Origin of the sequence: Segatella albensis DSM 11370 = JCM 12258 (assembly GCF_000426565.1) — a bacterium.
Lineage (GTDB): Bacteria > Bacteroidota > Bacteroidia > Bacteroidales > Bacteroidaceae > Prevotella > Prevotella albensis.
Genome location: NZ_AUFP01000001.1, coordinates 38,980 through 53,978 on the forward strand (window position 1 = coordinate 38,980; position 14,999 = coordinate 53,978).

The following is a 14,999-nucleotide window of genomic DNA, read 5'->3' on the forward strand; positions in this document are numbered from 1 at the left end:
CATAAAAACAAATGGAAGATATTCTGATCAGAGTATTGCAGTTTATGCTGTCAATCTCTCTCTTAGTCCTGTTACACGAAGGTGGACACTTCTTTTTCTCTAAACTCTTTGGTGTTAGAGTAGAGAAATTTTATCTTTTCTTCGACCCATGGTTCCATATCTTTGAATTCAAACCTAAGCATAGTGATACTACCTACGGTCTGGGATGGCTTCCTCTAGGTGGCTATTGCAAGATTGCAGGAATGATAGATGAAAGTTTCGATACAGAACAGATGAAGAAACCAGCTGAACCGTGGGAGTTTAGAAGTAAACCAGCATGGCAGCGCTTACTGATCATGATAGGTGGTGTGACAGTAAACTTCATCCTTGCTCTTTTCATCTATTCGATGCTGATGTTTACCTGGGGCGACACCTATATCATGCCCAAAAACTACACCCAGGGTATGCAGTTCAATAGTTATGCCAAATCACTGGGATTCCAAGATCACGACATCCTTGTAGGAAGTGATGTCCACGGAGAATTCAAGGAGTTCGGAGGCGACATGTACCGAGACATCAGTCAAGCCAAACGAGTAGATGTTATCCGTAAAGGCAAGAAGATTTCCATCCAGTTGCCTGGCGATTTGAACATGCTCGACATGATCAAGGCAAAACCTTCTTTCATGTATCCATATCTACCTAATGTTGTAGACAGCATAGAAAAGGGAAGTCCAGCTCAGAAGATCGGTATACAATCAGGAGATAAGATCCTTGCCATAAACGGTCAGAAGGTCATCACCGGTTCTGATTTCACAAGAATAGTAAGAGGAAAGTCTGACGACCTAAACAAAGGTATGTCACACAAAGACAGTACAGACATCCTCACCGTTCCTATCGTCATTCTTCATAAGAATGCCACAAAGGCCGACACGACCAACGTTACACTGGTCAAGGACGCCGAGACCGACAACATCAAGATTGGTTTGAGTTTCGTCAATGTCATGAAAGACTATAAGCAAACTCATATCGAATACAGTTTTCTAGCCAGTTTCCCTGCTGGTATCAAATACGGATGGGACGTACTCAAAGGCTATATTGGTGATATGAAATATGTAGCATCCAAGGATGGCGTCAAGAGCCTTGGTGGTTTCGGTGCTATCGGAAGCATGTTCCCAACAACATGGGACTGGTATCTGTTCTGGAAGATGACAGCCTTCCTGAGCATCATTCTGGCATTCATGAACATTCTGCCAATCCCTGCTCTCGATGGTGGTCATGTCATGTTCCTGATCTATGAGATGATCACTCGCCGAAAACCAAGTGAGGACTTCTTAGTGAAGGCAGAATACGTAGGATTCACAATACTCATTCTCTTGCTCATTGTCGCAAATTTGAATGATGTATTACGATTTTTAGGATTTATGTAACAAAGAGAATACTATTTTTACAACAAAACATTAAACTGTAAGTATTAGAACCTTCAATACTTACAGTTTATTTATTTTTATACCTTATATACTTACAGATTAATACTTTCACGATAAAAAACATATTTAATAAGTCATATTTCCCCACGTATATGTTTCATTCTGAAAGCATTTTCTTAATTTTGCAATCAAATTGATAGGAAAAACTTCAAAATTTAATTTATATGCAACAACAAACGGGATTGTACAGCAATACTTACGAACATGACGCATGCGGTGTCGGTATGGTCGTCAATATCCACGGCAACAAAAGTCATGAACTTGTTGACAACGCTTTAAAGGTTCTAGAAAACCTACGTCATCGAGGTGCCGAGGGCGCAGATGGAAAGACAGGAGATGGTGCAGGTATCCTACTTCAGATTCCTCACGAATTCATTCTTTTACAAGGTATACCAGTTCCTGAGAAAGGAAAATATGGTACTGGTCTTGTTTTTCTTCCTAAGGATGAGAAACGCCAGCAGACAATACTCTCTATCATGATTGAGGAAATCGAGCGTGAAGGCCTTTCACTCATGCATTTACGCAACGTACCAACCAATCCTGATTGTCTCGGAGAAGCCGCTCTTTCATCAGAACCGGACATCAAACAGATCTTTATCACTGGTGTCACGGACGACAAGGTAAAAGTCTTTGAGCGCACCTTATATATAATAAGGAAGAAGATAGAAAAGAGAATCGACGACAAAGACTTCTACATTTGTTCTCTTTCAAGCAAGAGCATCATCTACAAGGGAATGCTCTCAAGTCTACAGCTTCGCCAATATTATCCAGACCTCACCAACAATTATTTTACGAGTGGTTTGGCTGTCGTACACAGTAGATTCAGTACGAACACATTCCCTACATGGAGTCTTGCACAACCTTTTAGAATGTTGGCTCATAATGGTGAGATTAACACCATCAGAGGAAACCGAGGATGGATGAAAGCCCGTGAGAGTGTACTTTCATCAGATTCTCTTGGCGATATCAGCAAGATTTCCCCTATTGTCCAGCCTGGCATGAGCGACTCTGCGAGTCTTGACAATGTCTTCGAATTCTTTGTAATGAGCGGTCTTTCTCTGCCACATGCCATGGCAGTAATGATACCAGAAAGTTTCAACGACAAGAATCCGATATCAGAAGACCTAAAAGCATTCTACGAATACTATTCTATCTTGATGGAGCCATGGGATGGTCCTGCAGCATTACTTTTCAGCGATGGAAGATTCGCAGGAGGAATGCTCGACCGTAACGGTCTGCGCCCTGCCCGATACACCATTACCAAGAACGACATGATGGTAGTAGCCTCAGAGGTTGGTGTGATGGATTTCGACCCTACAGAGATAGCAGAGAAAGGTCGTCTGCAACCTGGTAAGATTCTACTCATCGATACACAAGAAGGAAAGATCTACTACGACGGAGAGATCAAGGAGCAATTAGCTACCGAGCATCCTTACCGTCAATGGTTGAATACCAACCGTATCCAGTTGGAGAAAATTCATAGTGGTAGAAAGATCAGTAATTCCGTTGACAATCTCACCCGCAAGGAGATTGAGTTCGGTTTCGGACAGGAAGATATCGAAGGTACCATCGTACCTATGGCTACAAAGGGACAAGAGCCTACAGCCTCAATGGGTAACGACACCCCATTGGCCATATTAAGTGACAAGCCACAGATATTCTTCAATTATTTCCGTCAGCAGTTCGCACAGGTCACCAACCCTGCCATCGACTCCATACGTGAATCCCTCGTGATGAGTCTTACCGAATATATTGGACGCGTGGGTACAGGTATCCTCAATCCTGACGAGACCAACTGCAAGATGGTACGTCTTCCACATCCTATCCTTACCAATACACAGTTGGATATTCTTTGTAACATTCGATACAAAGGATTCAATACCATCAAGTTGCCAATGCTCTTCGAGCGAAGCAAGAAGGAGGAAGGACTTCATGAAGCTCTCGAAAACCTGTGCCATCAGGCTGAGAAGAGCGTAGACGATGGATACAACTACATCATTCTCTCCGACCGCGACGTCGATGCAGAACATGTAGCCATACCTTCATTGCTCGCAGTAAGCGCTGTACACCATTATCTCATTAGTGTCGGCAAACGTGTACAGACAGCATTGATCGTAGAAAGTGGTGAGATCAGAGAGGTGATGCATGCAGCACTACTGTTAGGATACGGTGCCAGCGCCCTCTGTCCATATATGACCTATGCCGTTCTCGATGACCTCGTAAAACGAGGAAAGATTCAAGAGAACTACGAGACAGCCGAAGCCAACTATATCAAGGCCGTCAAGAAGGGTTTGTTCAAGATTATGGCCAAGATGGGTATTTCTACCATCCGTTCATATCGCGGAGCCAAGATCTTTGAATCTATCGGATTGAGCGAGAGCTTGCTCAAGAGTTATTTCGGAACAGAGATCAGTACTGTGGGCGGTATTGGTTTGAAGACCATTGCAAAGGACGCAATAGCTTTCCATGACCAGGCTTTCGACACAAACACAAATATAGATTTTCTCCCTGCCCTTGGTCAGTTCCATTGGCGCAAGGATGGTATCAAGCATGCGTGGAACCCAGAGACTATCGCGACTCTGCAACTAGCAACCCGCAAAGGCGACTACAATCTATTCAAGAAATATACCGACTTGGTAGACCATAAGGACAGTCCTATCTTCCTGCGTGATTTCTTCGATTACAAGAAGAACCCTATCGACATTAAGGAGGTAGAACCCGTAGAAAGCATTGTCAAGCATTTCGTCACCGGTGCCATGAGTTTTGGTGCGTTAAGTAAAGAAGCTCACGAGGCTTTAGCCCTTGCCATGAACAAGTTGGGTGCCCGAAGCAATACCGGAGAAGGTGGTGAGGATAATTCACGATTCCATGATACCGTAAACGGCATCAGTCTGAGCAGTAAGACCAAGCAGGTAGCCTCTGGTCGATTTGGTGTAACCACAGAATATCTGGTCAATGCCGAAGAAATTCAGATCAAGGTAGCTCAGGGTGCTAAACCTGGTGAAGGTGGTCAGTTACCTGGTTTCAAGGTCAACGAGATCATTGCCAAGACCCGTCACTCTATCCCTGGCATCTCATTGATATCACCTCCACCTCATCACGATATCTATTCTATCGAGGATTTGAAACAACTCATCTTCGATTTGAAGAATGTCAATCCAAAGGCCGCCATCAGCGTCAAACTTGTTGCAGAGAGTGGTGTAGGAACCATTGCAGCAGGTGTCGTAAAAGCTAAAGCCGACCTCATCGTCATCTCAGGAGCAGAAGGTGGTACAGGTGCAAGTCCTGCTTCAAGTATGCGATTCGCAGGTATATCACCAGAAATCGGTATCGCAGAGACCCAACAGACGTTGGTCAAGAATGGCTTAAGAAGTCTGGTACGCCTTCAGGCCGACGGTCAGTTGAAGAGTGGTCGCGATGTTATCATGATGGCTTTGCTTGGTGCTGAGGAATTCGGTTTCGGTACAACAGCATTGATCACCCTAGGATGTGTCATGATGCGCAAATGTAATCAGAACACCTGTCCTATGGGCGTAGCCACACAGGATCCTAAACTTCGCGCTCATTTCCGTGGCAGTTATAAATATGTCATCAATTTCTTCACCTTCCTTGCACAGGAGGTACGAGAATATCTTGCAGAGATGGGATTCAAGAGTCTCAACGAGATCATTGGCCGTACCGATCTGATCATACCGAAGAAGACGGATAACGAGAAATGGGAAAGTCTCGACTTCACCCGTATGCTTCATACTGAGACTGGGGACTGTACCAATTATTGTACCAAGACACAGGAGCACGACCTTGAGGGTATCCTCGACGAACAGCTAATCTCAGGATGCCAGAAGGCTATACAAGATCAAGAGGAAGTAAACTTAGACTTTGCCATCAAGAATACCAACCGTGCCGTAGGAACAATGCTTAGCGGTATGATTGCCAGCAAATATGGCGAGGAAGGATTACCCGATAAGACCATCAATGTGAAATTCAAAGGCTCTGCAGGACAGAGTTTCGGAGCATTCTTGGTAAAAGGTGTCGACTTTAAGCTCGAAGGTGAGACCAACGACTATTTTGCCAAAGGTCTTTCAGGCGGTCGTATCTCCATCCTGCCACCTATCCGTAGCAACTTCTCTGCTGAGGATAACATCATTGCCGGTAACACCGGTCTGTATGGTGCCACAAGTGGAGAACTCTACATCAACGGTAAGGTAGGCGAACGCTTTGGTGTAAGAAACTCCGGAGCTATCGCAGTCATCGAAGGTGCCGGCGACCATTGCTGTGAATATATGACAGGCGGTCGCGTCGTTGTACTCGGAGAGACTGGAAGAAACTTTGCTGCAGGTATGAGTGGTGGTGTTGCATACGTATGGGATAAGAAACATAACTTCGACTACTTCTGTAACATGGATATGGTAGAGATCAACCTTGTAGAGGAGAGCAGCTACCGTAAGGAATTACACGAACTCATCCGACAGCATTACCTCTATACCGGTTCTAAACTGGCACGAACGATGCTCGATGACTGGAATCACTATGTAGAAGAGTTCATTCAGGTAGTACCTATCGAATACAAGCGAGTTCTGCAGGAAGAGCAGGTTAAGAAGTTGCAACAGAAGATTGCTGATATGCAGCGCGATTATTAATCCTAAAAAAGAAGACAGAAGAAAATGGGAAATCCTAAAGCATTTCTAACAATAGGTCGTAAAGAAGCTGGCTATCGTCCCATCCACGACCGTATACATGATTTTGGAGAAGTAGAACAAACTCTAAATAGTAATGACCGCAGAACTCAGGCTAGTCGTTGTATGGATTGCGGTGTTCCTTTCTGCCACTGGGCTTGTCCTTTAGGCAACAAGCCACCAGAGTGGAACGATGCTCTATACAAGGGTGACTGGGAGTTGGCGTATAAGTTGCTTACTGCAACGAATGATTTTCCGGAGTTCACAGGACGTATCTGTCCTGCACTCTGCGAAAAGGCATGTATCCTCAACCTGACGGAACATGAGCCTACTACCAACCGTGAAGATGAATGTGCCATCATCGAGCATGCCTTCCAGGAGGATTTCGTCAAGGTGCGCATACCATCAAGAAACGGTAAGACTGCCGTTGTCATCGGTGCAGGTCCTGCCGGACTTTCTACGGCGACTCAACTCAACCAAAAAGGTTATAAGGTTACAGTCCTCGAAGCTCGCGAGAATGCCGGTGGTCTACTTAGATATGGTATTCCTAACTTCAAACTGAACAAGGAGATCATCAACCGCCGCCTTCGACTGCTCGAAGAGGAGGGCATTGAATTCAAATATGGCGTTCATGTACTGGAAAGTGACAAGAGCGACACAAACATTCAGAACGACCCTACCCTAGGCAAAGACAAGAAGGTCAGCATCCAGGAACTTGCCAAGAAATATGATGCTGTCGTCCTATGTACAGGAACTCCGACAGCTCGCGATCTAAAGATTCCTGGTCGTGAACTCAACGGAGTACACTTTGCCCTAGAATTACTTTCTCAGCAGAATCGCGTTCTTGCCGGAATGGAATTCAAGAAAGGTGAACTGGTAAACGCAAAAGACAAGAATGTCCTTGTTATCGGTGGTGGTGACACCGGTTCCGACTGTATCGGTACTGCTCATCGTCAGGGATGCAAGAGCGTCACCCAGATTGAGATCATGCCAAAACCTCCTGTTGGTCCTGAAGATCCTAAGAATCCATGGCCTAACTGGCCTCGCACCTTAAAGACCACCTCCAGCCATGAAGAGGGATGTACACGTAGATGGAATATCAATTCATTGGAATTCCTCGGTAAGGATGGCAAATTGACAGGTGTCAAGGTACAGGAAATCGACTGGAAACCAAATCCAGAAGGAGGCAGACCACTCATGATAGAGAAAGGTAAGCCTGAAATCATCAAGGCCGACATCGTATTCCTAGCCATGGGATTCCTCCGTCCAGAACATCCGGAATTCCCAGAGAATGTCTTTATTGCCGGTGATGCTGCCAATGGTGCTTCACTTGTCGTAAGAGCATTGGCAAGTGGTAGAAAAATTGCTGCAGAAGTAGATAAGTACTTATCTAAGTAGTTATCCTATCAATTATAATCAAGCAGAAAGAGGGTGCTTCAATAGATCGCTATTGATGCGCCCTCATCTTTTAATATGATCTGTTTACGGCATCATATCATGCCGTCATACATCAATCACACTTATAGGTATCAGGAATCTGTGGCATAGCACCATTCTGAGTACATACGTAAGCACTCACGCGAACAGCCAAATGATGAGCCTCTTCTACGGTCTTACCACGCAAGATAGCAGCACAGAAAGAACCTGTAAAGGAATCTCCGGCACCTACGGTATCTGCAACTTCAACCTTTGGTGTTGGCTGACAAGAAACCTTTCCCGGAGTAAACACATAGCTGCCATTCACGCCACAGGTCAGCACCAACATGTCGAGGTTGTACTTTCCTAATATCAAGAAGCATTTATTCTCGATATCCAAACCAGGATAACCAAACATACGGCCAATAGTGACGAGTTCTTCATCATTGATTTTTAGGATGTTACAACGCTTCAATGACTCTTGGATAATTTCCTTGGTATAAAACTGCTGACGCAAATTGATATCGAAGATCTTCACACAATCCGATGGAGTACTATCCAGGAACTTATAGATCGTTTCACGGCTCACGACATTACGCTGAGCAAGAGAACCGAAACATACGGCCTGAGCATGGCGCGCGATATTCTCGATAGATTCAGAGAAAGGTATATTATCCCATGCTACATTCTCCTTGATATCATAGGTTGGTATGCCCTCAGCATCCAATTCTACTAAGACAGTACCCGTAGGATAAGGTACACGAGGCATCTCATAATTCAATTTCTTCTCCTCCAACTGTTGAACAGTCTCCTTGGAAAGAGCATCTTCTCCAAGTGCACTTACAGCTATTGTCTGTAAGCCAAACTGACCAGCATGATAGGCAAAGTTAGCAGGCGCTCCACCTAATTTCTTTCCGTCCGGAAGAACATCCCAAAGGGCTTCTCCCAAACCTACTACATAACGATTGTTTTTTCCATTTTAGTGTTTCATTAATATAATGTGAGTTTGACGAATGGAATGTGAAGCTCTAGAATTCTTCTAATATGATATCCGCCACATCCTGTGGTGTGTTGAATTCCATACCTTCCAACAGTTCCTCGTCTTCCAGTTCTGCGAGCATTTCACGAGCTTCCAATTCGTCTATTTTAGGTTCTCCGTTCTCATCCTTCGCTGCCAGTACAGCCTCAAGGATAGCTTGTCTATATTCTTTAATATCCATATTTTTTTCGTTTTACGTCGCAAAAATAATAAAATTATGCTATTTTTGCAACGAAATGGATAATACTTTTGCTTCAACATTATTAGAATGGTTCTCAGCAAATGGACGTGACTTGCCTTGGCGACATACCCGAGACCCTTATGCTATATGGCTCAGTGAGGTAATCCTTCAACAGACTCGTATTGTGCAAGGCATGGATTATTGGCATCGCTTCATGCAGACATGGCCTGATGTGGAATCTTTGGCTGCTGCCAGCGAGGACGATGTGCTCAAGGCTTGGCAGGGATTAGGCTATTACAGTAGGGCACGCAACTTACATACTGCGGCTCGACAGATTGTAAAACTGGGCCATTTCCCCGACACACTCAAAGATATCAAACTCTTGAAGGGAGTTGGCGACTATACAGCGGCTGCCATTGCCAGTTCGGCTTATGGCATCCCTGCGGCTGCCGTTGACGGTAATGTGTATCGGGTGTTATCCAGAATTGAGGGCATCGACACACCGATAAATTCTACGGAAGGTAAGAAGGTGTTTGCTGCATTGGCACAGTCGTTGATTCCTCATGATCGCGCCGCTGACTTCAACCAGGCTATGATGGATTTTGGTGCTACGCAATGCACTCCGAAGTCGCCCCTCTGTTCGCAATGTCCTTACATGGAACAATGTGTGGCTTATCGCGAGAACAGAATCGATGAGCTACCGGTGAAAATCAAGACCACAAAGGTAAAGAACCGTTATCTTACCTATGTCATGATTCATCACCATGATAAGATCGCCATTCATCAACGGGGAACCGGTGACATCTGGCAAGGGTTATGGGAACCTTATCTCTTAGAGGGTGAACAGGTGCAACTACCCGACTGGCAGGGAGTATGGGAACTCTGTAAACAGTCGGTAAAGCATGTACTTACACATCGAGTGCTCTTTGCTGACTATTATCAGTTCTATGCTGACAAGAAACCAGTCCTACCACCTGACTATATCTGGATCAACAAGAATGATATTGACAAATATGCTATTCCTCGTTTAATAGAGATCTTATTGGAGCCAAAGACTTCACGATAAGTTCTCTTTATGTCATCGTTAAAATTTGATTTATGAAGAAATCTATCCTGCTTATCATCGCATCTTTCATTTTCTTTGCTTGCACTAACAAGCATAAGACATATACGATTGGTGTGTCGCAATGTTCGGAAGATGTCTGGCGACAGTATATGAATGATGCGCTGCGCACGGCTTCTTATCAATATGATAATGTGGATATGAAATTTGTCTCTACTCAAGACAACAGTATAGAACAGAAGAATCAGATTAACCGGTTGATAGACTAGGGCGTTGACTTGCTGATCGTGTCACCCAACCAGATGCATACCATTACTGCTGCCATCGACCGTGCCACGCATAAGGGTATCCCGGTGATTCTCTTCGACAGAAAGACGGACAGTCGTGATTATACAGCCTTCATTGGTGCTGATAATCATAAGATTGGTAGGATGATGGGGGAATATGTCGCCGAGGCTCTTCATGGTAAGGGTAACATCGTTGAGATCGAGGGTCTTCTGTCGTCTTCGCCTACGATAGAGCGACATAAGGGATTCGTAGAGGCGATAAGCAAATATCCCGGTCTGAAACTCATTGATTCGGAATCGGCTGGATGGAAACAAGATTCGGCAAGGTCGGTATCCTACTCGTGGTGATTTGGTGATGCATCTTGCCATGAATATCTTACAGGGGAAACCTTATAAGAAGGAAAACTTGCTACAATCGACACTCGTCACCAGGGAGAATGCAGAACGAATGTTGATGATGCGAAACGAACTGGCTAGTCAGGTTCAACAGGTGGAGGATTTACATCATAAGATAGACAAGTTCTTTATAGATCTGGAGCATCAGCGTGTATATCTGTTCATGACGATCATCATCAGTATCCTAATACTGATCATTTTCTTCTTCCTCTATCGTGAACTGATGAGACGTCATCAGCAAGGGAAACAAAGGGCACAAGCAAAACTTCGTTTCTTCACTGATGTGAGTCATCGGGTGCGCACACCACTCACACTCATCATCGACCCTATAGAGCAACTGGCCAAGGATGAGAGTATACAAGGAAGTAGCAAGGAGATCATCAATATGGTGAAACGTAATGCGATATCGTTACAGAAAATCGTAGAAGACTTACTCGATGAGGAAAAGTTACGTTCCTGGGTGGAGCATCCTACCTCACAGGATACATCAGCATCAGCGCAGGAGGCTAACAAAAATACTCAAAATGAACTGAATGTCAACAAGATCATCAGTCATCATGAGGAGCAACCTACTCTACTCGTCATTGATGACAATGAGGATATCCGCAATTATATTCGTACCATCCTGAGCGATTCCTATACGGTTCTCGAAGCCGCCAATGGCTTGGACGGTCTGCAGTTAGCACGAAAGACGGTACCCGATTGATTATCTGTGATGTGATGATGCCTGTCATGGATAGACAGGAATGTTGCCGGAAACTGAAAACCGATACGGCCACAAGTCATATCCCTGTGGTGATGCTTACTGCCAAGAGTCTTGATGACCAACGCATCGAAGGATACGAACATGGTGCCGATGCTTATATCACTAAACCTTTCAACAGTAAACTTCTTATGGTGCGTATCGATAACTTATTGAAGGAGCGTACGCGCCTTCGCTCTATCTTCAACATGAATGCTTCACAAGAGAAAGCCTTTGCTGAAAGTGACCGTACCTTTATCGGCAAACTCCGCCTGATTATCATGGACAACATCGGCAATAGTGATTTCAAGGTGGAGATGATCGGACAACAAGTAGGACTGAGTCGTGCCCAACTCTATCGTAAGGTGAAAATCAACATGAGTAAAAGATAGCAAGATAATCTTTACAATCTTTAAACTTTATCGCAGAACTGTTAAAGAAAAATTGTTCCGATTTTTGCTTCATCTAGAACAGATAAGGGGCATTTGCCCCTTCACCAGTATGACAGATACTCCCGAAAGGGATTGACTTTTTGAACGAAGTTAACTTCATCGGCTTACGAAGTTAACTTCGTAAGTTTATGCGAATAGGTTTGTAGCCTTATGCAGTTAATTGAAAAGCCGATTTTCCTGTATATTTTAAAGATCAAAACAAAACAAAAATCTACAATCAATTGATTATCAACTAATTGCGTTTCGACCATAATTTTAATATTCCTAATCATCCCTATCTTTAATTCTGAATCCAGGAATTACAAGAACCTTTTGTCAGTCGGGAATTAAGAAAGGATAAGATTCGTTAACGTTCGCCTGTCTACAGACAAATTGGCAAATTCAACATAGAAGTGCAATCGGTTGACAGGTGTAACCTCAATAATCTATACCTGAAAACACCGAGGGGTCAGGGGGCGAGAAGCCCCCATAAACGACTTTGCATGGCAGAAGAGATTAGCAATGCATAAAAAAGAAAAGGGAGGGATCTGAGTTCTACTGTCATGAGGACATAACCAAAAAGTTAGGTACTAAGGTGTACTTTGCCGACCCTCATGCGCCCTGGCAGAAAGGTGGAATAGAAAACACCAATGGACTCATACGGCAATACATCCCAAAAGGTACTGACTTCAAAGACGTAAGTCAACAAAGAATTAAGATGATACAAAGAAAAATTAACGCAAGACCAAGGGAAAAATTAAATTTCCTCACTCCTGATGAAGTCGTTTACAAAAAAACTTCGTAAATTTACACTTGCTAATTGACTCCGCCCTCCTTTTGTTTTCTGCAAAATTACTACCTTTTCTATAAAAAAGTATACTAAACTCAAAAATGTTGCCATATATATTTTCTATTACAACTATTTTATGACACAGAAAACAGTTCTTCACCCAACCTCCTATTGCACATTCCCTTGATTCTCGCTCTTCACCTATTTTGTCTTAATTTTATATCGACTGCATTATTTCTCCCCAATCCGTTGTTCTTTACAACGATTTTTGGTAACTTTGGAAGAATTTGCAGCTTTTCTTTTGTATAAAGGCAGTCTGGGGAATTGAAAGAAAATGGGGTTACGAATTGGAAACCGTACTCAATTCCACATTCTGCTATGAAATGCATCAAAGAACACCCGACGGTGAGCCACCGCCTGTTTCATGGCTCGTTGTCGGATGCAAAGGTAGGCATAATATCTCACATATCCAAATGTTCAGTGAACAAATTTACTCCCTCATTACCCCCTCATTACTCCCTCACGAGGGAATCGGAAAGAAAGTAACCACCAGATTTACTTGAACCTGAATACTTTATAAGTCCCGCATCCTTCAAACGTTTTACATATCGCTCAACGCTTTTCACGGGAATATCCGTCTTACTACTGAGCATTGTCGTCCTAAGCCCAGGCTGATTGTTCAGGACACAAAGAATAGATGCGAGTTTCTCTTTAATGTCTTTACCTACTCCCTCAATTACTCCCTCAAAATGAGCCATCAAATCTGTAGCGCTTTGATGTGGTTGTTCCGCACGCAGGTAATGGATATTGGGGAAAGACACCTTAACTATTTGGTCTTTAATCTCAAATATAGGAATATCAAAGCCGTGTTCCTTGCTGTCTTGAATCATTCGATGGATGCCTGTCCCCATCATCTCTATCAGCTTTCTGTAATAGCACTGATGAGCAATATCTGGATTACGAAGCATTGACACACCTTCACCACCTTTTAATAACGGATTCCATTAAGGGTATTATTCCATAGTTAGCTATTTCTAAGCGATTAGGATAAAGGAGAATATGCATAAAGCCATTAACTGAGTTGTAATCTCTATGCACGATGGCGTTCATAATGCCTTCCCTTACTGCTACTTGTGGGTAAATCCACCTCTCCTCTCTAAGCAGACCGTCAATCTTGACACTTTTAGAATATGTAATATCTATAAACTGGAATATGGCACTGATATTCTTAAAGATATTACCTTCAAATAGTCGTGCCTCCACCAAATCAGCATTAGAGTCCGAAGAGAATACCGACAACTTGATTCTTGTCTGGACAATGAATTGCGCTGGTGTCTTAGCGTAAAGGGCAATACAGGCATTCGTAAGATTACCATCCTTAAGAAGTCCATTCTTGATTAGGAACAATTCCTCGTCATCTATATTATTACCGCTCGTGCGAATATACTCCTTCATCGTATTTCTGACCTCATCCATCTCCAAATCGTCCATCTCAGCACCAAGGACAGGCATCCGTTCCCAGTTGAAATCAGATTGTTTACGCTCTAACAGCATGTTGCCGATGCTCTCAGGGCTGGCCACAATGATTTCATCCCCTAACTTTTGATATATCTTTCCATCGCAATGATATGGTTTCTGTGCACCTTCCCAAACGCTTATAAGCAGTATATTTGTTCCATTATAATCAATAGAATGGATATCAATAGGAGCCGATGGGCGTATCCTGTTAGCCAATGCCTTAGACAATCCACTTATATCTCCCTCAGACACCCCTAAAACACGTTTGTTATCATCTACTCCGATAACTATATCGCCACCACGATTATTAAGCATTGCCGTAATCGTCTTGGCAAGCATATCTTCCGTTGCTTTAGGCAAGAAATCCAAACGCTCATTCTTTTCTTGTCTCAGCAAGTTGTCTATAATAAATCTTCCATCCATAACTTAATCCTCCTGTGCCAATATGTTTTCTATGAATGTTCTGTCTCAAACTGAGTCTTAATGTAGATGCTCATCTCGTCAAGACGATAAAACTCCTGCGCCCAATTTCCGTTTCTTAGCGTAATGGGGATGTGATTCTTTATTACGTAGTTATACACGTCTATACTGCGAGGGTCAAAGAAGTTGTTCTTTCTCACTTCTATTTTGTCTGCGTCTTTTATCTTCGTGAACAACTTTCTTGCAAACACCACATCCCTGTGCACCAAGAACCAATACGGCTTTTTCAGTTCTATCGCTCTTTTGATTTCTTCAAACGTGATATTCTTCTCACCGATATTCCCAGTTCCGTAATAAGGTCTGATAATACCAAGGAACAAATCGCACTCATCTACAGCATTCAGGCAGTTCTCCAGATTCGACAGTTTGGGATTCACCTTGATAGTCCCGACATGCGAATTCAGGACCTCATACCCAAGAGTCTGTAGCAATGCCACAACCTGATACAGCTCATTTTCAAAGCCATATACAGTTGAGCCAACCATTATCTTTATCTTTCTGTCCATATTTATAC

At 43.4% G+C, this 14,999-nt stretch carries 11 protein-coding genes and 3 pseudogenes; 9 read left to right on the forward strand and 5 right to left on the reverse strand.

Annotation, left to right across the window (positions count from 1 at the left end; translation table 11 throughout):
* Positions 1-11 precede the first annotated feature (11 nt).
* The 3 genes from rseP to K333_RS0100205 all read left to right on the forward strand — a co-directional run bounded on the left by rseP (position 12) and on the right by K333_RS0100205 (position 7,540).
* Positions 12-1,406 (forward strand): RIP metalloprotease RseP, encoded by a 1,395-nt coding sequence (gene rseP / locus K333_RS0100195; RefSeq protein ID WP_027452184.1) that lies wholly within the window; start codon positions 12-14, stop codon positions 1,404-1,406.
* Between the two features lie 224 nt (positions 1,407-1,630).
* Complete coding sequence (gene gltB / locus K333_RS0100200; protein WP_036886354.1) at positions 1,631-6,106, forward strand: glutamate synthase large subunit; 4,476 nt, start codon at positions 1,631-1,633, stop codon at positions 6,104-6,106.
* 24 nt (positions 6,107-6,130) lie between these two features.
* Positions 6,131-7,540: a glutamate synthase subunit beta gene (locus tag K333_RS0100205; RefSeq protein WP_024990207.1), complete on the forward strand. Its 1,410-nt coding sequence runs from the start codon at positions 6,131-6,133 to the stop codon at positions 7,538-7,540.
* Between the two features lie 112 nt (positions 7,541-7,652).
* Here K333_RS0100205 and K333_RS0100210 read toward each other — a convergent pair whose 3' ends face one another.
* The gene (locus tag K333_RS0100210) at positions 7,653-8,507 is read right to left on the reverse strand and encodes a carbohydrate kinase family protein (protein ID WP_024990206.1); all 855 of its coding nucleotides are present in this window, start codon (positions 8,505-8,507) and stop codon (positions 7,653-7,655) included.
* A gap of 79 nt (positions 8,508-8,586) precedes the next feature.
* Positions 8,587-8,778, reverse strand: coding sequence for a hypothetical protein (locus K333_RS0100215; RefSeq protein WP_024990205.1), 192 nt, complete (start codon positions 8,776-8,778; stop codon positions 8,587-8,589).
* A gap of 55 nt (positions 8,779-8,833) precedes the next feature.
* Between K333_RS0100215 and mutY the strand changes: the two genes are divergently transcribed.
* The 6 genes and pseudogenes from mutY to K333_RS11600 all read left to right on the forward strand — a co-directional run.
* Positions 8,834-9,844 (forward strand): A/G-specific adenine glycosylase, encoded by a 1,011-nt coding sequence (gene mutY / locus K333_RS0100220; protein WP_024990204.1) that lies wholly within the window; start codon positions 8,834-8,836, stop codon positions 9,842-9,844.
* Positions 9,845-9,876: 32 nt separating this feature from the next.
* Entirely contained in the window at positions 9,877-10,110 is a 234-nt protein-coding gene (locus K333_RS12565) for a hypothetical protein (RefSeq protein ID WP_024990203.1), read from the forward strand.
* 33 nt (positions 10,111-10,143) lie between these two features.
* Entirely contained in the window at positions 10,144-10,476 is a 333-nt protein-coding gene (locus K333_RS12570; protein WP_024990202.1) for a substrate-binding domain-containing protein, read from the forward strand.
* 271 nt (positions 10,477-10,747) lie between these two features.
* A pseudogene (locus tag K333_RS13690) lies at positions 10,748-10,921 on the forward strand (hypothetical protein); the annotation flags it as partial.
* Between the two features lie 180 nt (positions 10,922-11,101).
* Positions 11,102-11,637, forward strand: a pseudogene (locus tag K333_RS0100240) (response regulator); the annotation flags it as partial.
* 604 nt (positions 11,638-12,241) lie between these two features.
* Positions 12,242-12,502, forward strand: a pseudogene (locus K333_RS11600) (IS30 family transposase); the annotation flags it as partial.
* 497 nt (positions 12,503-12,999) lie between these two features.
* On the opposite strand, the gene K333_RS0100245 reads toward K333_RS11600, so the two are convergent.
* Genes K333_RS0100245 through K333_RS11605 form a run of 3 tightly spaced genes read right to left on the reverse strand, consistent with a single transcriptional unit; the run spans position 13,000 to position 14,991 of the window.
* The gene (locus K333_RS0100245; protein WP_027452186.1) at positions 13,000-13,455 is read right to left on the reverse strand and encodes a winged helix-turn-helix transcriptional regulator; all 456 of its coding nucleotides are present in this window, start codon (positions 13,453-13,455) and stop codon (positions 13,000-13,002) included.
* Between the two features lie 10 nt (positions 13,456-13,465).
* Positions 13,466-14,428 (reverse strand): AlbA family DNA-binding domain-containing protein, encoded by a 963-nt coding sequence (locus K333_RS0100250; protein ID WP_024990198.1) that lies wholly within the window; start codon positions 14,426-14,428, stop codon positions 13,466-13,468.
* A gap of 29 nt (positions 14,429-14,457) precedes the next feature.
* Entirely contained in the window at positions 14,458-14,991 is a 534-nt protein-coding gene (locus tag K333_RS11605; RefSeq protein ID WP_024990197.1) for a DUF4062 domain-containing protein, read from the reverse strand.
* Positions 14,992-14,999: the final 8 nt, after the last annotated feature.

Bases quoted from the DNA above. Each gene is read 5' to 3' on its own strand.
- K333_RS12565 (WP_024990203.1), top strand. From the start codon at position 9,877: ATGAAGAAATCTATCCTGCTTATCATCGCATCTTTCATTTTCTTTGCT.
- K333_RS0100205 (WP_024990207.1), top strand. From the start codon at position 6,131: ATGGGAAATCCTAAAGCATTTCTAACAATAGGTCGTAAAGAAGCTGGC.
- rseP (WP_027452184.1), top strand. From the start codon at position 12: ATGGAAGATATTCTGATCAGAGTATTGCAGTTTATGCTGTCAATCTCT.
- K333_RS0100215 (WP_024990205.1), bottom strand. From the start codon at position 8,778: ATGGATATTAAAGAATATAGACAAGCTATCCTTGAGGCTGTACTGGCA.
- K333_RS11605 (WP_024990197.1), bottom strand. From the start codon at position 14,991: ATGGACAGAAAGATAAAGATAATGGTTGGCTCAACTGTATATGGCTTT.
- K333_RS0100245 (WP_027452186.1), bottom strand. From the start codon at position 13,455: ATGCTTCGTAATCCAGATATTGCTCATCAGTGCTATTACAGAAAGCTG.
- gltB (WP_036886354.1), top strand. From the start codon at position 1,631: ATGCAACAACAAACGGGATTGTACAGCAATACTTACGAACATGACGCA.
- K333_RS12570 (WP_024990202.1), top strand. From the start codon at position 10,144: ATGCATACCATTACTGCTGCCATCGACCGTGCCACGCATAAGGGTATC.
- mutY (WP_024990204.1), top strand. From the start codon at position 8,834: ATGGATAATACTTTTGCTTCAACATTATTAGAATGGTTCTCAGCAAAT.
- K333_RS0100250 (WP_024990198.1), bottom strand. From the start codon at position 14,428: ATGGATGGAAGATTTATTATAGACAACTTGCTGAGACAAGAAAAGAAT.